This is a genomic window from Streptomyces sp. NPDC014889 (genome assembly GCF_043081205.1).
GTDB lineage: Bacteria > Actinomycetota > Actinomycetes > Streptomycetales > Streptomycetaceae > Streptomyces.
Genome location: NZ_JBIBWH010000002.1, coordinates 539,984 through 565,555 on the forward strand (window position 1 = coordinate 539,984; position 25,572 = coordinate 565,555).

The following is a 25,572-nucleotide window of genomic DNA, read 5'->3' on the forward strand; positions in this document are numbered from 1 at the left end:
GCCATAGAAGGGGCGAGCGGCCCCTGGTGCGGCCGACGCGGCGTGTATGTTCCGGGGCCGAGAGCCATGGAAGGGACCAAACCGGTGAACAAGAAGCTCGCGGCCGCACTGTCCGGCGGTGCGGTACTCGTACTGGCACTGACGGGCTGCACCGACAGCGCTGCCGACAGCAAGAACGACGCGCTGAACACCTGGGCCAAGCAGGTGTGCGACGCCGTGCAGCCGCAGGCGAAGAAGATCGAGGCCGCCAACGCGGCCATCCAGAAGGAGACGTCGGACAACAGCGCGCCCGCCCAGGTCCAGAAGACCGACGCGCAGGCCTTCCAGGACATGTCCGACGCCTACAAGGCCATCGGCCAGGCCGTGAACACGGCCGGCGCGCCCGAGGTCGACAACGGCAAGAAGAAGCAGCAGGACGCGGTCAAGGAGCTCGACGGCCTGTCGGCCTCGTACTCCTCCCTGAAGGAGCAGGTGGACAAGCTCGACACCAAGAACCAGGCCAAGTTCGCGGACGGCCTCAAGGACATCGCCACCCGGCTGGACAAGCTGAGCCGGACAGGGAACGACGCGCTGAAGAAGCTGGAGGAGGGCGACGTCGGCAGGGCGATGGCCCAGCAGCCGAGCTGCAAGTCCGCCTCCGCCACCCCCTCCGGCTCGTCCTCGTCCCCGGCGACGAGCGGCTGACGTACGCGGACGTACGCAGACACACACGCGCGCGTGCGCTGCCGGGCGGACACACGCCGCGGACCACACGCGCGCGTGCGCTGTCGGAGTGAGCCGACACAATGGGGGGCGTGAGTGACACCAGCCTGCCCGCACTGCCCGCCTCCGACCGACCGGACGTCGCCGCCCGGCTGAGGGACGCCCTGCTCGGCGCCTCCTTCACCGCCGACGGCCTGCTCGAACTGCTCGGCGCGCCCGCGTACGCCGCGCTGGCGCGCAGCGAGACCGTGCCCGCGCTCCGGGCCACGCGCGGCGACACGCCCCTGGAGTTGCTGGTCCGGCTGTTCCTGCTCCAGCAGCCGGTGCCGTACGCGCCCGTGGCGGACGTCCTGCCCGCCGAGGCGTGCCTGGAGACCGGCTGGCTGGTGCGCGTCGGCGCGGACGAGGTCGCCGCGACCGTGGACGTCCGGCCGTACGGCGGGCTCGACGGCGAGGACTGGTTCATCGTGTCCGACCTCGGTTGTGCGGTCGGCGGTTCAGGAGGTGTGCGCGCCGGCGCTCGTTGGAGGGGTGGTGACGGGCGAGGGGCGGGCGGCATCGGCAGCCGGGACGAGGGCGTCGTCCTCGGCGTCGGCGGCGCCTCCACGACCCTGGCCGGCATCACGGTCCGCAACCCGGTCGGCTCCGCGCTCGACCTCGGCACCGGCTCCGGCATCCAGGCGTTGCACGCCGGCCGGCACGCCACGCGCGTGACCGCCACCGACGTCAATCCGCGCGCGCTGCACATCACCGCCCTGACGCTGGCGCTGTCCGGCGCGCGGGACGCCGATCTGCGCCAGGGCTCGCTGTTCGAGCCGGTCCGCGACGACGAGCGGTTCGACCTGATCGTGTCCAACCCGCCCTTCGTGATCTCCCCTGGCGCCCGGCTGACCTACCGCGACGCCGGGATGGCCGGGGACGACCTGTGCCGCACGCTCGTCCAGGAGGCGGGCGATCGCCTGAGCGACGGAGGGTTCGCGCAGTTCCTCGCCAACTGGCAGCACGTCGAGGGGGAGGACTGGCAGGACAGGCTCAGGTCCTGGGTGCCCCGAGGGTGCGACGCGTGGATCGTGCAGCGCGAGGTGCAGGACGTCACGCAGTACGCCGAGCTGTGGCTGAGGGACGCGGGCGACCACCGAGGCGACGCCGCGGAGTACCGGGCGCGGTACGACGCCTGGCTGGAGGAGTTCGAGGCGCGCAAGGTCAGGGCCGTGGGCTTCGGCTGGATCACCCTGCGCAGGACGGGCTCCGCGACGCCCTCGATCACCGTGGAGGAGTGGCCGCACCCGGTGGAGCAGCCGCTCGGCGACACCGTCCGGGCGCACTTCGCCCGCGTCGACTACCTGCGGGACCACGACGACGCGGCTCTGCTCGACGAGCACTTCCGGCTCGTGCGCGAGGTGGTCCAGGAGCAGGTCGGGCTGCCCGGAGCCGAGGACCCCGAGCATGTCGTGCTGCGCCAGAACCGCGGGATGCGCCGGGCCACCGCGGTGGACACGGTGACCGCCGGCTTCGCCGGGGTCTGCGACGGCACGCTGAGCGCCGGCCGCATCCTGGACGCCATCGCCCAGTTGATGGGCGAGAACCCGCTTCTCCTGCGCGACCGCACACCGGCCCGGATCCGCCTGTTGGTGGAGCAGGGGTTCATCGAACCGGCGCAGGAACCGGGGGAAGAACAGGCTCGGTGACCGGTTCGGTGATCGGTCGCTGATCGGTTCAGCGACCGGTTCAATGACCGGAGCGGTGATCGGTCCGCGCGACCGGTGAGGCTGCGGGGGCGACGGCGAGTTCTCGTCGTTTCTCATGGCCCATGAGTCGTTTCGATCGCGCTCGGCCACGCTTTTCGATCTTTGCCGGGGGCCGGGCGGGAAAAGGCGGAAAAAAAGCGGAGAGCTTGATTCCTGTCACGTGCGGAGGGGAGGGGAGCACCGCCCCGTGGAGCGTGCCGACTCGTGTTCACCGCGGGTTCGTGCCGTCGTCGCCCGCGGGTGCCAGCCTCCCGTACCGGGGCATCGGGGGACGGGAGGGTACGTACATGGAGAGCGGTCCGGCGATCTTCACGGGAACGGTGTTCTCCCTGTTCGGAGCGGCCTTGCTGGGGTGGACGGCGGTCCGGCTCCGGCACCGGGAACCCGTCGCCCACGGCCTGCCCCGCACCGCCTCGGCGACCGTCGCGACCCTGGCCGCCGTGACCGCTCTGGCCGCCGGCGTGTGGTGCTTCGGGCGTCTGTGAGAGCCGCCGCGTCTGTCCGGTCTCCGTAACTGAGAAATCACCCTCCGCATCAGCCCGAACGCCCTGGTGAGCAGTCCGGGCGGCAGGAAGGGGGGTACTCGGGTTACCGTTCGAGTGGCCGTTGCGGGCTTTTCCCGTTTGACACGGGGGCGGGATGTACCGTCACACTCCGCAGCGTCACCACCACCCGACCCCCGGGAAATCCAGGCCTGGGGAGGCCCCAGCGTCGACCGGAGAGAAGAGCGAAGTTGTCCCCGACCAGCGAGACCGCACAGGGCGGCCGCCGACTCGTCATCGTCGAGTCGCCTGCCAAGGCGAAGACGATCAAGGGCTACCTCGGCCCCGGCTACATCGTCGAGGCGAGCGTCGGGCACATCCGCGACCTTCCCAACGGCGCCGCGGAGGTCCCCGAGAAGTACACCGGCGAGGTCCGCCGCCTCGGTGTGGACGTAGAACACGACTTCCAGCCGATCTATGTCGTCAACGCGGACAAGAAGGCCCAGGTCAAGAAGCTCAAGGATCTGCTGAAGGAGTCCGACGAGCTCTTCCTCGCCACCGATGAGGACCGCGAGGGCGAGGCCATCGCCTGGCACCTTCAGGAGGTGCTCAAGCCGAAGATCCCGGTCAAGCGGATGGTCTTCCACGAGATCACCAAGGACGCCATCCGGGAGGCGGTCGCCAACCCGCGTCAGCTCAACCAGCGGCTGGTCGACGCCCAGGAGACCCGGCGCATCCTCGACCGCCTCTACGGCTACGAGGTCTCGCCCGTGCTGTGGAAGAAGGTCATGCCGCGGCTGTCGGCGGGCCGGGTCCAGTCGGTGGCGACGCGGCTCGTGGTCGAGCGGGAGCGCGAGCGCAGGGCGTTCCGCTCCGCCGCGTACTGGGACCTGACCGGCACCTTCTCGACCGGCCGCGCGGGCGACCCGAGCGACCCGTCGTCGCTGGTCGCGCGGCTGCAGACCGTCGACGGCAGGCGTGTGGCGCAGGGCCGCGACTTCGACTCCCTGGGCCGGCTCAAGAGCGAGAACATCCTTCACCTCGACGAGGCGACCGCCCGCGCGCTCGCCGCCGCCCTGGAGGACACCCGCTTCTCCGTCCGGTCGGTCGAGTCCAAGCCGTACCGCCGCTCGCCGTACGCCCCGTTCCGTACGACGACGCTCCAGCAGGAGGCGAGCCGCAAGCTCGGCTTCGGCGCGAAGGCGACCATGCAGATCGCGCAGAAGCTGTACGAGAACGGCTTCATCACCTACATGCGTACGGACTCCACGACCCTGAGCGACACGGCGATCGCCGCCGCGCGCGCCCAGGTCACCCACCTGTACGGCGCCGACTACCTGCCGCCCCAGCCCCGTACGTACGCAGGGAAGGTCAAGAACGCACAGGAGGCGCACGAGGCGATCCGTCCTTCGGGTGATCGTTTCCGCACGCCCGCCGAGACGTCCCTGACCGGCGACCAGTTCAAGCTCTACGAGCTGATCTGGAAGCGGACGGTCGCCTCCCAGATGAAGGACGCGACCGGCAACAGCGTGACCGTGAGGATCGGCGGCGCCGCTGCCGACGGCCGGGACGTCGAGTTCAGCGCGTCCGGCAAGACGATCACCTTCCACGGTTTCCTCAAGGCGTACGTCGAGGGTGCCGACGACCCCAACGCCGAGCTCGACGACCGCGAGCGCAGGCTGCCCCAGGTCGGCGAGGGCGACGCGCTCACGGCCGAGGAGATCACGGTCGACGGCCACGCCACCAAGCCCCCGGCCCGCTACACCGAGGCCAGCCTGGTCAAGGAGCTGGAGGAGCGCGAGATCGGCCGCCCGTCGACCTACGCGTCGATCATCGGCACGATCCTCGACCGCGGCTACGTCTTCAAGAAGGGCACCGCCCTGGTGCCGTCCTTCCTGTCCTTCGCCGTGGTCAACCTCCTGGAGAAGCACTTCGGGCGGCTCGTCGACTACGACTTCACCGCCAGGATGGAGGACGACCTCGACCGCATCGCGCGCGGTGAGGCGAAGGCCGTGCCGTGGCTGAAGCGCTTCTACTTCGGCGAGACGGCGCCCGACAGCGGCCTCGCCGCGGGCGGCCCCGGCGGCGCAGCCGAGGCGGGCAACGGCGACGGGGACCACCTCGGCGGGCTCAAGGAACTGGTGACCGACCTGGGCGCGATCGACGCGCGCGAGGTGTCGTCGTTCCCGGTCGGCAACGGCATCGTGCTGCGGGTCGGCCGCTACGGCCCGTACATCGAGCGCGGTGAGAAGGAGACCGACACCCACCAGCGCGCCGACATCCCGGACGACCTGGCCCCCGACGAGCTGTCCGTCGAGTACGCCGAGGAACTGCTCGCCAGGCCGAGCGGCGACTTCGAGCTCGGCACCGACCCGGCCACCGGCCACACGATCGTCGCCAAGGACGGCCGCTACGGCCCGTACGTCACCGAGGTGCTCCCCGAGGGCACCCCGAAGACCGGCAAGAACGCGGTCAAGCCCCGTACGGCCTCGCTGTTCAAGTCGATGTCCCCGGACACCGTCACCCTGGACGACGCCCTGAGGCTCATGTCGCTGCCGCGCGTCGTCGGCGCCGACGCCGAGGGCCAGGAGATCACCGCGCAGAACGGCCGCTACGGCCCGTACCTGAAGAAGGGCACGGACTCGCGCTCGCTCCAGTCCGAGGACCAGATCTTCACGATCACGCTGGAGGAGGCGCTGGCGATCTACGCCCAGCCCAAGCAGCGGGGCCGCGCGGCCGCCAAGCCGCCGCTGAAGGAGCTCGGCGAGGACCCGGTCAGCGGAAAGCCGGTCGTGGTGAAGGACGGCCGCTTCGGCCCCTACGTCACCGACGGCGAGACCAACGCGACCCTGCGCTCCGGCGACAGCGTCGAGGCGATCACCCCGGAGCGCGGTTTCGAGCTCCTCGCGGAGAAGCGCGCGAAGGGCCCGGCCAAGAAGACCGCGAAGAAGGCCGCCGCCAAGAAGACGACCGCGAAGAAGACGGCGTCCACGGCCGCGAAGAAGACCGCGGCGAAGAAGACGACCACCGCCAAGAAGACGGCTGCGAAGAAGACGACCACCGCGAAGAAGACCACCGCGAAGGCGACGGCCGCCAAGGCGACGGAGGACTGACGCGCGGCGGATCCGGCACGGTCCTCTCCGGAGGATCGTCCCGCGGCGGATTCCCTCACGGCTCCTTTGCAAAAGGCACGCCCCGGCATCACTTTGGTGTCGGGGCGTGCGCACCTCCGGGCGGTCACTCCGTGCTGTCGGTGCGTCCCGATAGGCTGAACGCATGACGCGAGCCGAGCAGCCAACGGCCCACACCTCCGCACCCGACGACGCTCTCCTGACCGATTCCCGCGAGCGCGCCGTCCGCGCCCTGCTGCGCCGGCCGCAGTTGCGGCGGCTGTGGAGCGCCCAACTGGCCGGAGGCGTCGGGGACACCCTCGCGCTCCTGGTCCTGGTCGTTCTCGCCCTCCAGGCGGCGGTCGCCACGAGCCCCTTCGGCGGTGGCTACCGGGGCGTGGCCTTCGCAGTGGCGACGGTCTTCGCAGCGCGCGTCCTGGCGACGCTGCTCTTCGGCGCGGTCCTCCTCGGACCGCTCACCTCGCTCACCTCCCAGGAGGGGCCGCTCGACCGGCGCTGGACCATGGTCGGCGCCGACGGCCTGCGTGCCGCCCTGCTGATCGTCGCTCCGCTGTGGATCGACTGGACGCCGGACAACGCCCTGGTCCTCCTCCTGGTGACCGTCTTCGTGACCGGGGTCGCCGAGCGCCTCTGGACCGTGTGCCGGGAGGGCGCGGCCCCCGCGCTGCTGCCGGCCCCGCCCCCGGAGGGCGCCACCGTGCGTCCGCTGCCGGACCACATGGACGCCCTGCGCCGCCTGTCGCTGCGGACCACCTTCCTTGCGGTCCCGCTGGCAGCCGCCGCCCTGGTCGGCGCCTCCCTGCTCAACAACCTCCTGGGCACCGGCGTCGCCTGGTTCGACCAGCACCAGGCCGCCCTCGGCGCGTACGTCGCGGCCGGACTGTTCGCCGCGTCCCTGTCCGTGCTGACCTATCTGGAACTGCCCGGCACCCGCACCCCGCGCCCGCGCTCGCCGCTGGAGGGACTGCGCCGCCCGAAGACGGGCTCCGGCGTCGACAAGGGCCGCACGGGTGCCGTGCCCCTGCTCGTACTCGCCTGCGCGTCCGTCGCCGGGGCGATCGCCGCCGCGGTCGCCGTCTGCGTGCTGCACGCCACGGACCTGCACGGCGGCCCGGTGCTGTACGGGCTTGCGGTGCTCGCCCTGACCGGCGGGGTCGCGGTCGGCATCCGTACGGCGCCGAAGGCGCTGGTCTCCCTGTCGCGGCGTCGGCTGCTGGCCCTGACCATCGCCCTCACCGGCGTCGCCCTGCTCGCCGCCGGGCTGGTCCCCGACGTCACCACGGTCCTGCTGCTCCTCGCGCTGGCCGGGGTGAGCGCGGGCGCCGCCGCCAACACCGGGCACACGCTGCTCGACCAGGAGGCCGAGGACTACCGCAAGCCGCGCATGACCGAGCACCTGCACGCGGTGGTGCGGGTCTTCGTGGCGCTCGGTGCCGTGCTCGCCCCCGTGGTCGCGGCCGGGATCGGCCCGCACCGGCTGCAGGACGGCCGGTTCGTGTTCGCGCACGGCGGCGCCGCGTTCACGCTGATGCTGGTCGGCGCGCTGCTGCTGCCGGTGGCCGCGCTGGTCCTCGCCAAGGTCGACGACCGCTCCGGCGTACCGCTGCGGCAGGACCTCGTCGACGCCCTGCGGGGCGGCGACGACCCCGTGACGGCCCCCGCGGAGTCCGGGTTCTTCATCGCCCTGGAGGGCGGCGACGGCGCCGGGAAGTCCACACAGGCCGAGGCGCTCGCCGACTGGATCAGGTCCAAGGGCCACGAGGTCGTCCTCACCCGCGAGCCGGGCGCCACTCCGGTGGGCAAGCGGCTCCGCTCGATCCTGCTGGACGTGTCCTCGCAGGGCCTGTCCCACCGCGCGGAGGCGCTGCTGTACGCCGCCGACCGCGCGGAGCACGTCGACACGGTCGTACGGCCCGCGCTGAAGCGGGGCGCCGTGGTGATCACCGACCGGTACATCGACTCCTCCGTCGCCTACCAGGGCGCGGGCCGCGACCTGTCCCCGACGGAGATCGCGCGGATCTCCCGCTGGGCGACGAACGGTCTCGTGCCGCATCTGACGGTCCTGCTGGACGTCTCGCCGGAAACCGCCCGTGAGCGGTTCACGGAGGCGCCCGACCGCCTGGAGTCGGAGCCGGCCGAGTTCCACGCGCGCGTGCGGTCCGGCTTCCTGGCGCTGGCCGCCGCCGACCCCGGCCGCTACCTCGTGGTGGACGCCGGGCAGGAGCCGGAGGCGGTCACCACGGTCGTCCGGCACCGGCTCGACCAGATGCTGCCGCTGTCCGAGGCCGAGCTGAAGGCGCAGGAGGAAGCGCGCAAGCAGGCCGAGGAGGAGGCGCGCCGCAGGGCCGAGGAAGAGGCCCGTCGCAAGGCCGAGGAGGAGCGCCAGGAGCGCGAGCGCAAGGAGCAGCTCGCGCGGCTGCGCGCCGAGGAGGAGGAGCGCAAGCAGCGCGAGCTGGAGGAGGCGCAGCGGCGCGAGGCGGAGCGGCAGGCCGAGGAGGCCCGGCAGCGCGCCGAGGAGGCCCGCCGCAAGGCCGAGGAGGAACAGGCCCGGCTGCTCGCGGAGGAGCGGGCACGGGCGGAGGCCGAGGCACGCCGCAAGGCCGAGGAGGAGCAGCGGCGCCGGCAGGCCGAGGAGGAGGAGCGGCTGCGCGCCGAGGCCGAGGCGCGGCGGCTGGAGAAGCAGCGCAAGGCGGAGGAGGCCCTGCGCCGGGCCGAGGAGGCCCGGCGGGCGGCGGAGCAGGCGGCGGCCACCGCGCAGACGGGTCCGCGCCGGTCCACGGAGCCCTCGGCCGCGGCGGTGCCGCCGGAGGCGGTGACCGTCGCGACGCCGGTGGTGACGCCGACGAACGCGTCGGGCGGGCCCGTGGACGAGACGGCGGTGCTGCCGCCGGTGCGGGACGAGCGGGCGAGCGGCGAGCCTTCGGGCGAGGACTCGGACCGCGGCCCGGACCAGGACACGGGCCGGGGCTCGCGCGAGGACTCCCGTGGGACGTCGCGCGGGTCGCAGGAGTCGGGGCGGCGGACGGCGGGCGAGTCGGAGTCCGAGGTGACCGCGAAGCTGCCGAAGCCCGTGGTCCCGCCGGGTGCCGCCGATGAGACGGCCGTGCTGCCGCCCGTCCCGCCGGGGGCCGCGGACGAGACCGCCGTGCTGCCGGCCTTCACCCCGGGTGCCGCGGACGAGACGGCGGTCCTGCCTCCGGTGCGCGGGGACGACCCCACGGACCGGGTTCCGCCCGGCTACTTCCGGGACGAGCGGGACGGGCGGGACGAGCGGTTCCGGGCCGTTCGGCACGACGAGGGCGACGACCGTACGCGGGAGCTGCCCCAGGTCGACGCCGGGGCGGTCGCCCGCCGGCGGCCGCGGCCGGACTGGGCCGAGGAGACGCCGCTCGACGACCTGCCGACCCTGGCGGACGAGCTGCTGGGCCCGCGCGAGGACGGCGACGAGCCCGACGACGGCGAGGGCGGCCGGAGCCAGGGCCGGCGCCGCTGAGCTGTCGGAGGCAGAGGCCGGACCCTGTTCCAGCCGGAGGGTCCTGCCCTGCCTCCGGAGGCGGCCGACGGCGTGGGGCTCGTCGGAGCCGCCCGCCGCGTTGTCAGTGGTGCCCCGCACAATGGTTCTCGCATCACGAACCATGACGAACATGACGAACATGACGAGAGGGCGGCGTGACCCATGAGCGTGTGGGACGACCTCGTCGGGCAGGAGCGGGTCAGCGATCAGCTGGGCGCCGCCGCCCGGGACGCCGACGCCCTGGTCACCGCGGCCGCCACGGAGGCGCCGCCGCCGGAGGCGTCGAAGATGACGCACGCCTGGCTGTTCACCGGCCCGCCCGGCGCGGGGATCACGCAGACGGCACGGGCCTTCGCCGCCGCCCTCCAGTGCGTGAGCCCCGACCGCGCCCTCGGCGGCGCCCCGGGCTGCGGATTCTGCGACGGCTGCCATACGGCGCTGATCGGCACCCACGCCGACGTCAACACGGTCGCCGCCGTCGGCACGCAGATCCTCGCCGACGACATGCGGGACACCGTGCGCAAGTCGTTCACCGCCCCGGCGAACGGCCGCTGGCAGGTGATCCTCGTCGAGGACGCCGAGCGGCTGAACGAGAAGTCCGCCAACGCCGTGCTGAAGGCCGTCGAGGAGCCCGCCCCGCGCACGGTCTGGCTGCTGTGCGCGCCCTCGGTCGAGGACGTCCTGCCCACGATCCGCTCCCGCTGCCGCCACGTGAACCTGCGCACCCCGTCGGTGGACGCCGTCGCCGACATGCTCGTACGCCGGGAGGGCGTCGAACCCGCCGTCGCGGCCGCCGCGGCCCGCGCCACCCAGGGCCACATCGACCGGGCCCGCCGCCTGGCCACCGACCCGGCCGCACGCGAACGCCGCGCCGCCGTCCTGAAGCTCCCGCTGCGCGTGGACGAGATAGGCGGCTGCCTCCGGGCGGCCCAGGAACTGGTCGACGCGGCGGCGGACGACGCCAGGGCACTCGCGGAGGAGAGGGACGCCAAGGAGTCCGAGGAGCTGAAGGCGGCGCTCGGCGCGGCCCAGGGCGGCCGGCTGCCCCGGGGCACGGCGGGCGTGATGAAGGACCTGGAGGACAAGCAGAAGCGCCGTCGCACCCGCACCCAGCGCGACAGCCTCGACCTCGCCCTGACCGACCTCACCGGCCTCTACCGTGACGTCCTGGCCCTCCAGCTCGGCTCCCGCGTCGCCATCGCCAACGCGGACGTCGAGGACACCCTGGAGCGCCTCGCCCGCGGCGGCTCGCCCGAGTCAACCCTGCGCCGCATAGAGGCGATCGCGGCCTGCCGCGACGCCCTCGACCGCAACGTGGCCCCGCTGCTGGCGGTGGAGGCGATGACGATGGCCCTGAGAGCGGGCTGACGAGGCCGGTGACCCCGGCCTCGGTGTCACTCGTACGGGCAACGCTCCGCACGTAACGCACTCATCCGATCGCTGAGAGTTACGCTCGCTGGATGCACATCAGGCGCGCCCTTCGTCCGAACAGCAGCAGAGGCCCCCGGCCCCGAACCCCCCTTCGCGCGGCCCGCGCGGGCGGCACCCTCCTCGCGGCCGCCGCCCTGCTGGTGTCGGCCTGCTCACCAGGCACCACGCAGCGCCGGACCGAACCCGCGGCGGCCGCGGCCCTGGCCGCGCTGCCGAAGGCCACGCCGGCCGCGCTGTCGCCGTACTACGGGCAGAAGCCGGCCTGGCGCAGCTGCGGGGTGTCCGGCTTCGAGTGCGCCACGGTCAAGGCGCCGCTCGACTACGACCGGCCCGACGCCGGCGACGTCCGGCTGGCCGTGGCCCGCAAGAAGGCGTCGGGCCCGGGCAAGCGGCTCGGCTCGCTCCTGCTGAACCCGGGCGGACCGGGCGGCTCGGCCATCGCCTACCTCCAGCACTACGCCGGTGCCGCGTACCCGGAGGAGATCCGCGCCCGCTACGACCTGGTCGCGATGGATCCGCGCGGGGTCTCCCGCAGCGACGCCGTGCAGTGCCTCGACGACCGGGACATGGACACGTACACCCAGACCGACTTCACGCCCGACGACCGCAAGGAGACCGACGCGCTCGTCGCCGCGTACCGCACGTTCGCGGAGGGCTGCGGCGCGCACGCCGCCCGTCTGCTGCGGCACGTCTCCACCGTGGAGGCGGCACGCGACATGGACATCCTGCGCGCGGTGCTGGGCGACGGGAGGCTCAACTACGTCGGCGCCTCGTACGGGACGTTCCTCGGGGCTACGTACGCAGGCCTGTTCCCGGGCCGTGTCGGCCGCCTGGTCCTGGACGGGGCCATGGACCCCTCGCTGTCGGCACGCCGGATGAACCTGGACCAGACGGCGGGCTTCGACGGGGCCTTCCAGTCGTTCGCGAAGGACTGCGTACGGCAGAGCGACTGCCCGCTCGGCGGCCGCGACGCGACGCCGAAGCAGGTCGGCGACCAGCTCGCCGCCTTCTTCCGCAGACTCGACGCCCATCCGATCCCGGCCGGTGACGCCGGCGGCCGCCGCCTCGGCGAGTCCCTCGCCACCATCGGGGTGATCGCGGCGATGTACGACCAGGCGGCCTGGCCGCAACTGCGCGCGGCGCTGACCTCGGCGATGAAGCAGAACGACGGCGCCCCCCTGCTCGCCCTCTCCGACAGCTACTACGAACGTGACTCCGGCGGCCACTACACCAACCTGATGTACGCCAACGCCGCCGTGAACTGCCTGGACCTGCCGGCCCCTTTCACGGCCCCCCAGCAGGTGGAGGAATCCCTCCCCGCCTTCGAGAAGGCCTCCCCGGTCTTCGGCCGCGGCCTCGCCTGGAACACGCTGAACTGCGCGTACTGGCCGGTGAAGTCCACGGGTCTGCCCCACCGCATCGAGGCCAAGGGCGCGGCCCCCATCGTGGTGGTCGGCACCACCCGCGACCCGGCGACCCCCTACCGCTGGGCGCAGTCCCTGTCCCGCCAGCTCGCCTCGGCCCGCCTGCTGACCTACGACGGCGACGGCCACACCGCCTACCGGCGCGGCAGCGGCTGCATCGACTCCGAGATCAACACCTACCTCCTCCAGGGCACCCCTCCGGCGAACGGCAAGCGCTGCTCGTAACCACCGCCCCGCCCCGGCGCCCCCGGCCCCAGGGGCGCCCGGGGCCTGTGCGAAGCACCCCCGGAAACTGTGTAGACTTACCGACGTTGCCGATCGCACCATGGTGCGGCAGCGCGCCGCTTTAGCTCAGATGGCCAGAGCAACGCACTCGTAATGCGTAGGTCTCGGGTTCGAATCCCGAAAGCGGCTCCACCCGAAGCCCGGCTCAGACAGTGTCTGAGCCGGGCTTTTCCGTTCACCGGCCGGGGAGCACCCGTTGGTCGAGTTCGCCGCTGCGAGTGGCAGGCGTACTTTTGGAATCAGGCAAGGGTGACTCCCTGATCGGAACGTCCGGGCGAGGTCGTCGGGCGGCCCGGGGGTTCAGGGCCACGGCCTGGACCGCCGGTTCCGAGAGGGGTGCGTACTCAGACAGCAGGCGCGGAGGGGTCATGGCCGAGCTCGGTAAGGCGGGCAACCCGCCGGACCCTGCCGCGGTGCTGCGCGAGCCGGCACGGCTGGCCGCGGTGGACGCCGTCCGCGCGGTCGACGAACTGACCGCGGACACGTTCGCCCGGTCGGTGGACCTGGCCGTGCGGCTGCTGGACACCCGTATGGCGCTGATCAGCCTGGCCGGGGCTGACCAGCAGTACATCCGCGGCGGGAACGGCCGGACCGTACCGCGGCACGGGCAGCAGGAACGAGTCGACTGGTGTTTCTGTTCCGAGGTGGTGGTGTCGCGCCGGCCGCTGGTCATCGACGACGTCCGCGGTGACTTCGCGCACCGGGCCGACCGCGCGGTCGCCACCACCGGCATGCGCGCCTACCTCGGTGTGCCGCTGCTCCTCGAGGAGCTGCCGATCGGCGCGCTGTACGTGATCGACACCAGGCCGCGGCTGTGGGACGCGGGGCAGCAGCGGGCCCTTGAGCAACTGGGCGCCTCGGTGATGAGCGAGGTCCGGTTGCGGCTGGACGCGGCCGAACACAGCCGGCTCTACGCGCGGGCCGCGGCCGCCGCCGTGGTCGAGCACAGACGATCACAGCAGTTGCAGGACCTGGCCAGGGCCAGTCTGCGGATCAATGCCGCACCCTCACTGGAATTCGCTCTCCAGACGGTCACCGAGGAGGCCAGGGGGCTGGTGGGCACGCACCAGTCGGTCACCAGCATGACCTCGAACCTCCGCTGGGCCCAGGCGATCAACGCGGTCTCCCTGTCGGACAAGTACGGCGAGTACCGCTTCTTCGACGAGCCCCCGGCCGGAGACGGGATCTATGTCCTGGTGTGCAAGGAAAACCGGCCGATGCGGATGACCCAGGGCGAGCTGGAGGCGCATCCGGCCTGGCGGGGCTTCGGTTCCTTCGCCCGGGTCCATCCGCCCATGCGTGGCTGGCTGGCCGTCCCGCTGATCGCCACCGACGGCCGCAACCTGGGGCTGATCCAGCTCTCGGACAAGATGGACGGCGGTGAATTCACGGCCGACGACGAGGCGGTCCTCGTCCAGCTCGCCCAGCTGGCCTCGGCGAGCATAGAGAAGGCCGCCGCGCTGGAGAACCAGTACGAGATCGCGCGCACCCTGCAACGCAGTCTGCTGCCGCAGCAGCTTCCCGAGCACTCGGCGGTGACGGTCGCCTCCCGCTATCTGCCCGCCGCACCCCGCGCCGGGGTGGGTGGCGACTGGTTCGACGTGATCGGGCTCTCCGGTGCCCGGGTCGCGCTGGTGGTCGGGGACGTGGTCGGACACGGTATCCACGCGGCCGCGGCGATGGGCAGGCTGCGTACGGCCGTGCGCACCCTCGCCGACGTCGATCCCACGCCCGAGGAGCTGCTCACCCGGCTGGACGACCTGGTGAGCCGGCAGTCCGCGGAATCGGGGGCCGACGACGGTGCCGACCCGGAACACGGAGGCGCCGCGGACGTCGGAACCACCTGCCTGTACGCGGTGTACGACCCGGTGACCGGGCGCTGCGCGATGGCCTGTGCCGGCCATCCGGCGCCGATCGTCGTGGCCCCCGACGGCAGCGCCGACTTCCTCGACCTGTCCACCGGGCCGCCGCTCGGTGTCGGCGGTGTGCCGTTCGAGACGGTGGAGGCCCAGATGCCGGAGGGCAGCCTGCTCGCCTTCTACACCGACGGCCTGGTGGAGACCCGGCAGCGCGACCTGGAGACGGGGCTGGAAGAGCTGCGCCAGGCACTGACCGAGCCGTGCGACTCGCTGGAAGCGCTGTGCGACCACGTGGTCAAGACGCTGCTGCCCGACCCCCCGAGCGACGACGCCGCACTGCTGCTGGTCCGGCCGCACAGCCTGGACGAGGCGCGGGTCGCCACCTGGGACATCGCCGCGGAACCGGCCGAGGTGGCCCGGATCCGCGCCCGCACCGCCCGCCTGCTGGCGGCCTGGGGCCTGGAGGAGATCGGCTTCGTGACCGAACTGGTGGTGAGCGAGCTGGTCACCAACGCCATCCGCTACGGCCAGGCTCCCATCCAGCTGCGGCTCATCTACGACCGCGTGATCATCTGCGAGGTCTCCGACGCCAGCAGTACCGCCCCGCATCTGCACCAGGCCCGCATCTTCGACGAGGGCGGACGCGGCCTGATGCTGGTCGCGCAGCTCACCCAGCGCTGGGGCACCCGCCACGCCCGCGACGGCAAGACCATCTGGTGCGAGCTGGCCCTGCCGGTGGAGGGCGTGCCGGTGAAGGGCCTGTCCCTGGAGGCACTGGGCGCGCTGGAAGGGCTGGAGGACCTCTCCATGGAGGGGCTGCTGCCGCCCGACTCGGAGCAGTAGCGGGGCGAGCGGTGGTCCGCGCCGTGATCCGTACGTGATCGGCAGGCCGTAGTCTCACCGCCCGGCTGTGGCATGCGCGCCACGAGCGGACGAAGGCGGGGGACGGTCATGACGTATCGGCGAGCGGTGATACCGGCGCTGGTCGGGGGGCTGCTGATCACGGCGCTGCTGTGGTGGGCGGGGGCGAGTGCGCAGGCCCTGCACCTGGCGGGCGCCGCCGACGCGCTCGGCGGCCGGACCACCGCCGAGCTCGAAGGCTGGCTCACCCCCTGGTCGTACGACCCTCCGGACGTCGTGCGGTTCGGTGCCGGGGCGGCCGACTGGGTCGACGGCACGCCGGATCCGGACGGGGCCCGCTACCTGGCGCTCTACCACACCGCCGCGCAGATCCGCTTCGGCGCGGTCTTCGCCTTCTTCGTGCCCGGGGCGCTGCACCTGGTCCGCAGGCTGCCGCCGGTGCACGGCCGGCTGCCCGCAACGCTGCTCGCGGTGTGGGCCTGGGGCCTCGTGGCGGGGACCCTGGCGATGACCGTCTCCACGCCGTGGGTGATCGCCTCGAAGGGGCACGGCAGTTACCGCTTCCTGCCCCAGCTGGCGGCCCTGATCTCGTCCGGGCGGCAGATCCTCGTGGTGACCGCGCTGGTCGCGGCGGCCGGGACGGTGTTCGCGGCCTGGATCACCGCCAAGGGCGCCGGTCCGCTGCCGCGGCAGGCCGTTCCGGCGCGGGCCGCCCGTCTTTCCGCCACCGCCGGGACCGTGGTCGTCGCACTGTCCGTGGTCGTCCTCTCGTACCAGTCGGTGGCGGCGTCCCTCCAGAGGTTCGACCCGGCCGGCGGGCTGTTCGCCGAACCGGGTGACCTGCTGCGCGAGTGGCTGCTTCTCGGTGGCTGGGCGGGCCCGGCGGGCGCGCCGCTCGGCGACTGGCTCCTGCACCGGCTGCCCGACGTACTGCTGCTCGCCGTGGTGTGGTGGGCGCTGCGGTGGCTGCCCGTCGTGCTGACCCGGGCCACCGTTCCGGCGATGGCGGTCGGCGCGGTGTGCGCGACCGTCCTCGGGCTGCTGGCGAGCCAGTTGCTGCGGATGGCGACGGACGGGGCGGGCCTGCGCTGGGGCCTGATCTACCTGTCCTCGGGCCTCGGTTACGGCGTTCCGGCCGCCCTGACCTGCGGACTGGTGGCGGGAGTCGCGGCCGCCGTGACGCTGCGGCTGACCGTGGGCCGTACGGCCGACGAGGCCCCGGAGGCCACACCCGCCGCCGAGAGCCCCGCTCACTCCTAGGCCCGTCCCTCCGCGCACCCCGGCGAGGGTGCGCGGAGGGTGGTGGTCAGCGTTCCGTGCGGGCGTGTGTGCGCTCGAAGGTGGCGAAGGCCGCCTCCTGGCGCCACTCGAGTTCCGCCCTGGGGCTGCCGGAGAGCAGGCGCTGACAGGCCGGGGTCCATACGGGCAGGCCGGGGTGCTCACCGCGGCAGGCGGGCACGATCCGGTAGCCCGTGGTGGTGGGATTGCCCTGCCACAGGCCGGCACCGGGCAGGAAGGCGTACTGGAGCGAGGCGCGCGCGAGGTCCTTCAGCTCGGGGTAGGAGAGGCCGTAGGTCGCGGCGGCGTACTGGTACTCGTGGCTGATGTCGATCCGGGACACGCCGGGGTCGTCGGTGGCCAGCACGATGGGGACGCCGTAGCGGCGGTACGTGGTGAAGGGGTGTTCGGCGCCCTTCACGCCGAGGATCTGGGCGTTGCTGGAGAAGGGCACCTCGACGGCGACCTGGCGGGCGGCCATGGTGCGGGCCGTGCTCTGCCAGCCGTCCTCGTGGACGAGGTCGACGCCGTGCCCGACGCGTTCGGTGCGGGCGACGTCGACGGCCTCCTCGATGTGGAACCTCAGGTCCTGCGGCTTGACCAGCCCCGGCCACAACTCGCCCGCGTGCAGGGTGACATGGGCCCTCGGGTACGCGCCGCGCAGATAGCGGACCATGCGCATCTGGAGGCTGTAGTCGCGCAGCGCCACGTCACCGTCCTCCGGCTGGACGAGGTTGACCGCGACGAAGCGCGGGTCGCGCTCGGCCAGCCGCATGCCCAGGGCGAGTTGGGTGAAGACCCGCTCCGGAGCGCTGCCCCGGGAGGCCTGGGAGATCCAGCGGACGGTGAGCCGGCAGCCGGGCCGGGCCTGGCGGGTGCCGCAGCGCTCGGTGGCGCGGAACTCGGCGTCGCCGTCGTCGGCCTCCTTGCGGGCGGCGGCGACCAGCTTGTCCAGCTTGCCACCGGCCACCAACTTGCGGTGCAGGGCGGCGAGATCGTCGTCCCAGCCGACCTCGGCGGCGAGTTGCTTCGCGCCGTCCGAGGCCGGGCTGACCATGGTCTCCAGATAGAACTGGTTCTGGCCCGCGACGTGGTCGGCGACCTGGGCGAGCAGCTTGCCCCGGTGCCGCCAGGTCACCTCGCCGAACTTCCCGAAGGTGTCGAAGAAGTGGTCGTGGCCGTTGCCGCCGGGCGGGAAGTCCTGCATGGACCAGGCCCGGACCAGCGCGTCGTGGAAGGCGCGGTCTCTTCCGGCGTCCGCCGCCGGACGGGTGCCGGGTCCGCACGGCGGCGCGACGGCGGTCAGCGTCGCGGTCTCGACGCACAGCCCGTCCTCGGCGGCCAGCTCGATCAGATACTCCGTGGACACCGCCCCGGAGAGGTGGTTGTGCAGGTCCCCGCCCTTGGGCAGGCTCACGAAGAAGCCGCGCAGCGGCACGGGCCGGGAGCGCAGCGATCTCAGGTAGGCGTCCGTACGGGCCTCCGCGGCCGTCACCGGCCTGGACTGCGGCACGGCGCGCGACGGGAGTCCGCCACCGGCCGGCCCCGCGTCACCGGCCCGTTGCGCCCCGGCGGCGGGCTGGGCGCCGGCGGACACGGCGGACAGGAGGGACAGGGCGAGGAGGGAGCCCACGGCGGCCGGAACGACCCGGCGGCGTGCGGAACTTCGGCGTTGCATGCTCACTCGGGCATGATCGGGGAACAAACGCGGCTGAATCGGTTCTCCCGGACATCTTTCGCCGGACAGTACCCGACCGGGTGACGGCGCGGAATTCGGCGGGCATCACCCGGGCGGCTGACGAACTCACGCGTGGGGTGGGGTTTCCGTGCCGGTTCCGGGCGGGTCGAGGCGAGGCGGGGGTAAGAGGAGGCAAAGTGAGGTGGCGTCAGAGCAACCGGCGCCGCCGAGGCGACATCCTGGTGAACGGGGGCGCCGCGCGGGCGCCGTCGTCGTCGGATGGGATGAGGGCCGTGGTGGAGCCGAGGATCGCTGTCGCGGTGGTGACCATGGGCAACCGGCCTCCCGAGGTCGACGCCCTGCTGGAGTCCGTGGCCAAGCAGGACCTCGCGCCCGCCCGCATCGTGATCGTCGGCAACGGGTGCAGGCTGCCCGAGTTCGCCCGGCGACTGTCCCTGCCCGGCGAGGTCACGGCGGTCGATCTGGACGAGAACCTCGGCTGTCCCGGCGGGCGCAACGTCGCCCTGGCCCGGCTGCGGGAGTTCGGGGACGTCGACGTGGTCGTGGAGCTGGACGACGACGGGCTCCTGGTCGACGCCGACGTGCTGCGCCGGGTACGGGACCTGTACGCCGCCGACCCGCGCCTGGGCATCGTCGGCTTCCGCATCGCCGACGAGCACGGCGAGACCCAGCAGCGGCACGTGCCGCGGATCGGCGGCTCGGACCCGATGCGGGGTGGGTACGTCACCGGGTTCCTCGGCGGCGGGCACGCCCTGCGGATGGCGATGCTGGAGCAGACCGGGGACTGGCCCGCGGAGTTCTTCTTCGCGCACGAGGAGACCGACCTGGCCTGGCGCGCCGCCGACGCCGGCTGGAAGATCCTCTACGCCCCGGAGCTGCTCCTGCGGCATCCGAAGACCTCGCCCGCGCGGCACGCCGTCTACTACCGGGTCACCGCCCGCAACCGGGTCTGGCTGGTCAGGCGGCGGCTGCCGCTCCCGCTGGTCCCGGTCCACCTCGGCGTGTGGACGCTGCTCACCCTGGCGCGGACCCGTTCGCTCGCCGGGCTGAGGGCCTGGTGCGGCGGGTTCGTGGAGGGGCTGCGCGAGCCGGCGGGGGAGCGGCGGCCCATGCGCTGGCGGACCGTGTGGCGGCTGACCCGGCTCGGCCGGCCGCCGGTCGTCTGACCCGGTCCGGATCCCGCGCGGCCCCGTGCGACCTGTCCGACGCCGTACGGGCCCCACCGGAACACGCCGCCGGGGTCCGTACGGTGCCCGGGCCCGCTCACTTCGCGTCGGCGTAGCACTCGACCACCGCCGTGCTGAACGGGAACCGCACCGGGGTGTCGCCGAACGTCAGCCGTCCCGCCACCTCCGCGGCCTGCCGGATCGCCTCGACGACCGTGTCCGCCTCCTCCTCGGGGCAGTGCACGATCACCTCGTCGTGCTGGAAGAAGACCAGTTCGGCCGCCAGGTCACGGCAGGTGCGGCGCAGCGCGGCGAGCAGCAGCAGGGCCCAGTCGGCGGCGCTTCCCTGCACGACGAAGTTGCGGGCGAAGCGGCCCCGGGCCCGCGAGTTGGTGGAGGCGTACCCCGGCATCCAGCCCTGGTCGGCGGTTTGAGCGGCGGCCGGGTCGTCCTGCGGGAGGCCCGCCTCCCCGGTCGTGTCCTCGCTCGCCCCGGCGGCCGGGGGACAGGTGCGGCCCAGCCAGGTCCGTACGAGCCGGCCCTCCTCGCCGGCCCGCGCGGCCTCGTCGACGTACGCCACCGCCTTCGGGAAGCGGCGTCTGAGGGCGGCGAGGTTCTTCAGGCCGTCGCCGGAGGTCTGCCCGTAGACCGCGCCGAGCACGGCGAGTTTCGCCTGGGCGCGGTCGCCGGAGAAGGCCCGGTCGGACACCGACTGGTAGAGGTCGGCGTCCCGGCCGGCCACCTCCATCAGTCCCGGGTCGCGGGAGACGGCCGCCAGCACCCGCGGCTCCATCTGCGCGGCATCGGCCACGACGAGGCGCCAGCCGGGGTCGGCCACCACGGCCCGGCGGATGACCTTGGGGATCTGCAGCGCGCCCCCGCCGTTGGTCACCCATCGGCCGGTGACCGTGCCGCCGGCGAGGAACTCCGGCCTGAACCGCCCCTCCCGCACCCAGTCCTGGAGCCAGGACCAGCCGTGGGCGACCCAGATCCGGTACAGCCTCTTGTACTCCAGCAGCGGTTCGACGGCCGGGTGGTCGACGGACCGCAGCTCCCAGCGGCGGGTGGACTTCATCCGGATCCCGGCCCGGGCGAAGGCCTTGACCACGTCGGCGGGCAGATCCGGCCGCACCCGGTGGCCGAAGGCCGCGGACACCTCGTCCGCGAGTTCGGCCAGGCGGCGGGGCTCGCCGCCGCCCGCGTAGCGCTCGCCGAGCAGTTCGTGCAGCACCTCGCGGTGCACGTCCGCGCGCCAGGGCAGGCCCGCGCGGTTCATCTCGGCCGCCACCAGCGTGCCCGCCGACTCGGCCGCGGTCAGCAGGCGCATCCGGTCGGGGTGCTCGGCTCGTTCGTGCCGCCGCTGCTGCTCGGCGTAGACCGCGATCAGGTCGGTCAGCGGCAGGCGCACTCTCTGCGGCTCGAAGAGCGAGGACTGCGCGCCGGGTTCGGCGGACCGGTGCGGCGGGTCCGGTGGTACGGGGCCGCCGCGCAGCCGGGCCAGGGCGGCGGCTGCCGAGCGGGGCTCGCCGTGGCGCCCCTCGTGGCCGAGGAGGAGCGTCTCGGCGTCCTCGATGTCGTAGCACCGCTCCACCCGCACGCCCGCGGCGAGCAGGCGTGGATAGACCTCGGCGGTGGACCGCCACACCCATCGTGCGACGTCCGGTCTGCCGCGGACCGCCTCCGCGAGGTCCGCGGCACGGTGCACCGGACCGGCGGGCAGCCCGTCCCGGCCGAGGGGGGCGACCTCGGCGCCGCCGTCCTCGGCCGGTGCCAGAGCCCACCGGTCGGTCATGTCGGCGAGTGTCGCAGGCAGGTCTGACATTGATGCTGATACTCAGGTTCCGGCGCTCCGGCCTGCCACGAAGGAGGGCGCGGTCAGCCGTCCTGTCCGCCGCCCTCCTGCGGCTCCTGGTCCTCGTCCTGCCGGGCCCGGTCCTTCACCAGTTCCGCCAGGGCTGCCGCGACGTACTCCTCGGTGCGCGCCTTGTCCAGGCCGAGGCCGCTGAGGACGCCCTCGCCGTTCTCCAGCTCCAGCAGGGCCAGCAGGATGTGCTCGGTGCCGATGTAGTTGTGGCCGAGGCGCAGGGCCTCGCGGAAGGTGAGTTCCAGGGCCTTCTTCGCGGCCGAGCCGTAGGGGACCAGCTCGGGGGCGTCGTCGGACGCCGGCGGCAGGGCGGCGGTCGCGGCCTCGCGGACGGCGTCCAGGGTGACGCCCTGGGCCTCGACGGCCTGGGCGGCCATGGCCTCCGGCTCGGTGAGCAGCCCGAGGACCAGGTGCGCGGGCGTTCCCTCGGCGTTCCTGGCGGCCTTGGCCTCCTCGTGGGCGGCCATGACCACCTTGCGGGCGCGGGGCGTGTAGCGGCTGAAGCCCTGGCTGGGGTCGAGGTCGGCGGACTCCTTGGGCACGAACCGCTTCTGCGCGGCCTGCCGGGTGACGCCCATGCTCCTGCCGATGTCGGTCCAGGAGGCGCCGGAGCGCCGGGCCTGGTCGACGAAGTGCCCGATGAGGTGGTCCGCCACCTCGTCCAGGTGCTCGGCGGCGAGCACGGCGTCCTGAAGCTGTTCGAGGGGTTCCTGGTGGACGGTCTTGATGGCCGAGATGAGGTCGTCCAGACGGACGCTCGACCTGATGGTGGGGTTCGTCATGTGTCAACCGTAGGTTGCGCCCCTTTGGGGTGTCAACCGCGGGTTGACACCCCTTTGGGGTCAGGAGTTGTCCACAGGGTGTGGACAGAGTTTCGGACCTCTCGTGGCACCATCGACCGGTGAGCACGTCCAGCACCGTCGACCGGGCCTTCCGGGCAGCCCTGTACACACCCTCCGACGACGCCCTCGACACCGGCGCCTCCCTGCTGGCGTCCGACCCCGCGGCGGACGCCGAACTCCTGCGGCGCGGGCGGGAGTTCGTGGCGACCGCGTGGCAGCGGGGCTGGCAGCCCGCCGATGTCGTCCGGCTCGTGCGGCGGGAGCTCGGCGAGGTCCACGCACGGCTGCTCGCGGCGCTCGTCCGCGCGCAGGCGGCCGACGACCGTCCGCGCGGCCCGCGTTGGGCCGCCCAGCTCGACGCACTGCCCTCCGGGGAACCGCCCCGCGCCGACCGCTTCTCGCATGTCACCGCCGTCCTGGAGCTCTACCGCCTGCTGCTGCGGCTCCCCGCGCTCGAACCGCTGGACGAGCCCGCGCCCGCGCCCCGGGCCGAGTCCCGCATGCTCACCCGGATCCGGGCGCTGCTCGCCAAGGCGGAGGCGACCGGGTACCCCGAGGAGGCGGAGGCGCTCAGCGCGAAGGCGCAGGAGCTGATGGCGCGGCACAGCGTCGACGAGGCGCTGCTCGCCGCCCGCGCCCCGGCGCCCGACGCTCCCGGCGCCTGCCGGATCGGTGTCGAGCCGCCGTACGAACAGGCCAAGGCCGTGCTGCTGGACGCCGTCGCCACCGCGAACCACTGCCGCGCCGTGTGGAACGAGGCCCTCGGTTTCTCCACCGTCGTCGGCTTCGAGGCCGACCTGGAGGTGGTCGAGCTGCTTCACGCGTCGCTGCTGGTCCAGGCCACGACGGCGATGACCAGGGCGGAGGCCGCGCAGCGAGCGGGCGGGCGCAAGCGGACGAAGACCTTCCGGCAGTCCTTCCTCGCCGCCTACGCCCACCGGGTCGGCGCCCGCCTCACGGCCGCCGCCGAGACCCAGGTCACCGCGGACCTGCTGCCCGTGCTCGCGACCCGGGACGTCGCGGTCACCGACCACGTGGACGTCCTGTTCCCGGAGACGACCACCACCCGGCTGCGCGGGGTGAGCGACACGGCGGGCTGGACGGAGGGGGCCCGGGCGGCGGACCGTGCCCAGGTGAAGTCCCGCCCGCCACTCGGCCGACGGGCCGCACCCGCCTGAACGCTGCCGCGGTCAGTCGCCGGCCGCGTGACCGGCGCCGCGGTCAGTCGCCGGCCGCGTGATCCGGCGCGCCGCGGTCAGTCGCCGGCCGGCTGGAAGGCCGTCACCGAGGCGTCCGGGTCGCCCGCGTCCTTCTTGCCCTGGACCGGGCCGTAGGACCACGGGAAGTCCTGGCTGTCGGACGCCCCGGGCAGGCTGAGCTTCAGCGACGTCGCCGCGAGGCTCTTCGCGCCGCCCTCCGCGGCCCGTACGTACCTGAGGGTGAAGGACGCCGTGTCGTCCTTGGCGAGGGTGAGCCTCTGCGGCTTGCCGGACGTGTCCTGCGGGACGGCCGCCGTCGCCTTGCCGGCGGACAGGGTGACGCCCGGGAAGCCCTCCAGAGTGCACCGGGCGCCCCGGTTGGTGACGGTGACGGGCACATCGCCCGTGTCCCCGGCGGCGGGCGCGGCGTTGGCGGGACCGACTTGGACCCCGAGCTCGCCGATCCGGCAGGCCGTGCCGTCGGAGTTCTTGTTCCCGGAGCCGGTGTCGTCGCCGCCGCTGTCGCAGGCGGTGAGCAGGAGGGCCGCGGTGAGAGCGGTGACGGTGAGCGGAATGGCGCGCATGAGCTGGTCCCTTGGGTCGTGACGGTGCCCGAGGATCATCACGCACGAGCAGGCGGCGCGGTTGCCGGCCCCGCGATCGGCCCCGCGAACGTCAGGAGCCCAGGCTCGCCGTTGGCAGGCCCGACGGTAGTGCCCCGCCCGTGGACCGGGTGTACGTCTCCATGCCGAGACCACCCTCCCAGGTAACGCGGAGCGTGGTCCTGTTGACGGAGTCCACCGTGCCGGTCGTACGGGCCTTGCACGCGTCGAGGTGGATGACGTGCCTCGTGCCCTCCTCGGCCGCCGTGCCGGTGCAGATGGTCCGGTCGGTCGAGAAGAGCGCGGCCCGCCTGCCGTTGACGATCAGGGCCACGGCCCTGCCGCCGGTGGTGGCGAGCCAGCTTCCGTCCACGCCCTTTTCGTCGGCGGCCGAATCGCCCGCGCCGCCGCCGTCCTCGCCGGTCGCGGACGCGGTCGCGCCGGGGCCGGCGGAGGCTCCGCCCGTGTCACTGGAGCCGCCGCTGTCGCATCCGGTGAGCGCGAGCGCGCCGAGCAGGACCGCGCCCGCGATCCGCGTCGCCGCGCTCGCCCCCGTCGCCCCGGTTGCCGTTGTCGCCTTGGTCGCCTTGGTCGCCGTCGTCATCGGAAAGCCCCCAGTCTCAGACCGGCCGGCCGTCCGGCGGCCGGTACGACCGCAGCAAGCTACCAGGGACGAGCGCCCTACCAGGAGGCCTTGCGGACCCCGGGCAGATGCCCGGCGTGCGCCTGCTCCCGCAGGCTCACCCGGGACAGGCCGAAGGTGCGCAGGTAACCGCGCGGCCGGCCGTCTGTCTGGTCACGGTTGCGCACCCGCGTGGCGCTCGCGTCCCGCGGCTGCCCACGCAACTCCCGCTCGGCGGCGAGCCGTTCGTCCGGCGTCGAGGACGGCCTGCGGATGATCTCCTTCAGCTCGGCCCGCCGGGCGGCGTACCGCTCGACGGTCCGCCGTCGCTGCTCGTTCTTCGCGATCTTGCTCTTCTTCGCCATGGCGTCTCCCTGCTTCTCGGTTCCTCGGGGTTCCTCAGACCTTCACTCCGCGCGCGCGGATGCGCGCCACGGCCGCCTCGACGCCGATCGTGTCGACGGTCCTGACCGCCCTCGCGCTCAGCCGCAGCCGCACATGGCGGCCCTCGCCCGGCAGCCAGTAGCGCTTGGTCTGGATGTTCGGGTCGAAGCGGCGTGAGGTCCGGCGGTGGGAGTGCGAGACGCGGTTGCCGAAGCCGGGCCGGGCGCCGGTCAGCATGCAGTGGGCGGACACAGGTGACGCACCTCTCCTCGTTCGGTGATGTAAATGGAATTCATTTTCAGTAGCATAGCGACATGGCACGCAACGAACTCCGCCCGGTCGTCAAGCTCCGGTCCACCGCCGGAACCGGGTACACCTACGTCACCCGCAAGAACCGCCGCAACGATCCCGACCGGCTGACCCTGCGCAAGTACGACCCGGTCGCCGGCCGGCACACCGACTTCCGAGAGGAGCGCTGA

At 73.2% G+C, this 25,572-nt stretch carries 19 protein-coding genes and 1 tRNA gene; 13 read left to right on the top strand and 7 right to left on the bottom strand.

The annotated features are described in order from the left end of the window. Positions 1-66: 66 nt before the first annotated feature. From ACF09J_RS05645 to ACF09J_RS05690, 10 genes are all read left to right on the top strand, one after another. A complete protein-coding gene (locus tag ACF09J_RS05645; RefSeq protein WP_392304071.1) occupies positions 67-684 on the top strand; it encodes a small secreted protein in 618 nt (205 codons plus the stop codon). A gap of 101 nt (positions 685-785) precedes the next feature. After that, positions 786-2,390, top strand: coding sequence for a methyltransferase (locus ACF09J_RS05650; protein WP_392304072.1), 1,605 nt, complete (start codon positions 786-788; stop codon positions 2,388-2,390). Between the two features lie 347 nt (positions 2,391-2,737). Continuing rightward, positions 2,738-2,935 (top strand): hypothetical protein, encoded by a 198-nt coding sequence (locus ACF09J_RS05655; RefSeq protein WP_392304073.1) that lies wholly within the window; start codon positions 2,738-2,740, stop codon positions 2,933-2,935. A 248-nt stretch (positions 2,936-3,183) separates the two neighbouring features. Further along, positions 3,184-6,045: a type I DNA topoisomerase gene (gene topA, locus ACF09J_RS05660; RefSeq protein ID WP_392304074.1), complete on the top strand. Its 2,862-nt coding sequence runs from the start codon at positions 3,184-3,186 to the stop codon at positions 6,043-6,045. A gap of 163 nt (positions 6,046-6,208) precedes the next feature. After that, a complete protein-coding gene (gene tmk / locus ACF09J_RS05665; protein ID WP_392304075.1) occupies positions 6,209-9,556 on the top strand; it encodes a dTMP kinase in 3,348 nt (1,115 codons plus the stop codon). A 183-nt stretch (positions 9,557-9,739) separates the two neighbouring features. After that, positions 9,740-10,945 carry a DNA polymerase III subunit delta' gene (locus ACF09J_RS05670; protein WP_392304076.1) on the top strand — a complete coding sequence of 402 codons (1,206 nt, stop codon included), beginning with the start codon at positions 9,740-9,742 and terminating at the stop codon, positions 10,943-10,945. 92 nt (positions 10,946-11,037) lie between these two features. Beyond that, complete coding sequence (locus ACF09J_RS05675; protein WP_392304077.1) at positions 11,038-12,657, top strand: alpha/beta hydrolase; 1,620 nt, start codon at positions 11,038-11,040, stop codon at positions 12,655-12,657. A 115-nt stretch (positions 12,658-12,772) separates the two neighbouring features. Next, positions 12,773-12,849 (top strand) — tRNA-Thr (locus tag ACF09J_RS05680). Positions 12,850-13,085: 236 nt separating this feature from the next. Then, the gene (locus ACF09J_RS05685) at positions 13,086-15,419 is read left to right on the top strand and encodes a SpoIIE family protein phosphatase (protein ID WP_392304078.1); all 2,334 of its coding nucleotides are present in this window, start codon (positions 13,086-13,088) and stop codon (positions 15,417-15,419) included. 108 nt (positions 15,420-15,527) lie between these two features. Continuing rightward, positions 15,528-16,697, top strand: coding sequence for a hypothetical protein (locus tag ACF09J_RS05690; RefSeq protein WP_392304079.1), 1,170 nt, complete (start codon positions 15,528-15,530; stop codon positions 16,695-16,697). Positions 16,698-16,743: 46 nt separating this feature from the next. On the opposite strand, the gene ACF09J_RS05695 is transcribed toward ACF09J_RS05690, so the two are convergent. Beyond that, positions 16,744-18,393, bottom strand: a complete 1,650-nt coding sequence (locus tag ACF09J_RS05695) for an adenosine deaminase (RefSeq protein WP_392304080.1) — start codon at positions 18,391-18,393, stop codon at positions 16,744-16,746. 293 nt (positions 18,394-18,686) lie between these two features. Between ACF09J_RS05695 and ACF09J_RS05700 the strand changes: the two genes are divergently transcribed. Beyond that, positions 18,687-19,580: a glycosyltransferase family 2 protein gene (locus ACF09J_RS05700; protein ID WP_392304182.1), complete on the top strand. Its 894-nt coding sequence runs from the start codon at positions 18,687-18,689 to the stop codon at positions 19,578-19,580. Positions 19,581-19,677: 97 nt separating this feature from the next. Here the strand turns inward: ACF09J_RS05700 and ACF09J_RS05705 are convergent, their stop codons facing one another. Then, on the bottom strand, positions 19,678-21,372 hold the full coding sequence (locus tag ACF09J_RS05705) for a bifunctional 3'-5' exonuclease/DNA polymerase (protein WP_392304081.1): 1,695 nt from the start codon (positions 21,370-21,372) through the stop codon (positions 19,678-19,680). A gap of 83 nt (positions 21,373-21,455) precedes the next feature. After that, positions 21,456-22,226: a Clp protease N-terminal domain-containing protein gene (locus ACF09J_RS05710; protein WP_392304082.1), complete on the bottom strand. Its 771-nt coding sequence runs from the start codon at positions 22,224-22,226 to the stop codon at positions 21,456-21,458. 119 nt (positions 22,227-22,345) lie between these two features. Between ACF09J_RS05710 and ACF09J_RS05715 the strand changes: the two genes are divergently transcribed. Next, positions 22,346-23,464: a DUF2786 domain-containing protein gene (locus ACF09J_RS05715; protein WP_392304083.1), complete on the top strand. Its 1,119-nt coding sequence runs from the start codon at positions 22,346-22,348 to the stop codon at positions 23,462-23,464. A gap of 77 nt (positions 23,465-23,541) precedes the next feature. On the opposite strand, the gene ACF09J_RS05720 is transcribed toward ACF09J_RS05715, so the two are convergent. The 4 genes from ACF09J_RS05720 to rpmB all read right to left on the bottom strand — a co-directional run bounded on the left by ACF09J_RS05720 (position 23,542) and on the right by rpmB (position 25,345). Beyond that, positions 23,542-24,069: a DUF4232 domain-containing protein gene (locus ACF09J_RS05720; protein WP_392304084.1), complete on the bottom strand. Its 528-nt coding sequence runs from the start codon at positions 24,067-24,069 to the stop codon at positions 23,542-23,544. Positions 24,070-24,160: 91 nt separating this feature from the next. Continuing rightward, positions 24,161-24,691, bottom strand: coding sequence for a hypothetical protein (locus ACF09J_RS05725; protein ID WP_392304085.1), 531 nt, complete (start codon positions 24,689-24,691; stop codon positions 24,161-24,163). 77 nt (positions 24,692-24,768) lie between these two features. Next, positions 24,769-25,074, bottom strand: coding sequence for a 30S ribosomal protein S14 (gene rpsN / locus ACF09J_RS05730; protein WP_392304086.1), 306 nt, complete (start codon positions 25,072-25,074; stop codon positions 24,769-24,771). Positions 25,075-25,108: 34 nt separating this feature from the next. After that, positions 25,109-25,345 carry a 50S ribosomal protein L28 gene (rpmB, locus tag ACF09J_RS05735; protein WP_392304087.1) on the bottom strand — a complete coding sequence of 79 codons (237 nt, stop codon included), beginning with the start codon at positions 25,343-25,345 and terminating at the stop codon, positions 25,109-25,111. Between the two features lie 62 nt (positions 25,346-25,407). On the opposite strand from rpmB, the gene rpmG reads away from it, so the two are divergent. After that, positions 25,408-25,572 carry a 50S ribosomal protein L33 gene (rpmG, locus tag ACF09J_RS05740; protein ID WP_392304088.1) on the top strand — a complete coding sequence of 55 codons (165 nt, stop codon included), beginning with the start codon at positions 25,408-25,410 and terminating at the stop codon, positions 25,570-25,572.

Excerpts from the sequence above, each read along its gene's own strand:
- tmk (WP_392304075.1), top strand. The coding sequence starts at position 6,209 with ATGACGCGAGCCGAGCAGCCAACGGCCCACACCTCCGCACCCGACGAC.
- ACF09J_RS05650 (WP_392304072.1), top strand. The coding sequence starts at position 786 with ATGGGGGGCGTGAGTGACACCAGCCTGCCCGCACTGCCCGCCTCCGAC.
- ACF09J_RS05690 (WP_392304079.1), top strand. The coding sequence starts at position 15,528 with ATGACGTATCGGCGAGCGGTGATACCGGCGCTGGTCGGGGGGCTGCTG.
- ACF09J_RS05670 (WP_392304076.1), top strand. The coding sequence starts at position 9,740 with ATGAGCGTGTGGGACGACCTCGTCGGGCAGGAGCGGGTCAGCGATCAG.
- ACF09J_RS05675 (WP_392304077.1), top strand. The coding sequence starts at position 11,038 with ATGCACATCAGGCGCGCCCTTCGTCCGAACAGCAGCAGAGGCCCCCGG.
- ACF09J_RS05720 (WP_392304084.1), bottom strand. The coding sequence starts at position 24,069 with ATGCGCGCCATTCCGCTCACCGTCACCGCTCTCACCGCGGCCCTCCTG.
- rpmG (WP_392304088.1), top strand. The coding sequence starts at position 25,408 with ATGGCACGCAACGAACTCCGCCCGGTCGTCAAGCTCCGGTCCACCGCC.
- ACF09J_RS05655 (WP_392304073.1), top strand. The coding sequence starts at position 2,738 with ATGGAGAGCGGTCCGGCGATCTTCACGGGAACGGTGTTCTCCCTGTTC.
- rpsN (WP_392304086.1), bottom strand. The coding sequence starts at position 25,074 with ATGGCGAAGAAGAGCAAGATCGCGAAGAACGAGCAGCGACGGCGGACC.
- ACF09J_RS05685 (WP_392304078.1), top strand. The coding sequence starts at position 13,086 with ATGGCCGAGCTCGGTAAGGCGGGCAACCCGCCGGACCCTGCCGCGGTG.
- ACF09J_RS05705 (WP_392304081.1), bottom strand. The coding sequence starts at position 21,372 with ATGACCGACCGGTGGGCTCTGGCACCGGCCGAGGACGGCGGCGCCGAG.
- ACF09J_RS05645 (WP_392304071.1), top strand. The coding sequence starts at position 67 with ATGGAAGGGACCAAACCGGTGAACAAGAAGCTCGCGGCCGCACTGTCC.
- ACF09J_RS05695 (WP_392304080.1), bottom strand. The coding sequence starts at position 18,393 with ATGCAACGCCGAAGTTCCGCACGCCGCCGGGTCGTTCCGGCCGCCGTG.
- ACF09J_RS05725 (WP_392304085.1), bottom strand. The coding sequence starts at position 24,691 with ATGACGACGGCGACCAAGGCGACCAAGGCGACAACGGCAACCGGGGCG.
- ACF09J_RS05710 (WP_392304082.1), bottom strand. The coding sequence starts at position 22,226 with ATGACGAACCCCACCATCAGGTCGAGCGTCCGTCTGGACGACCTCATC.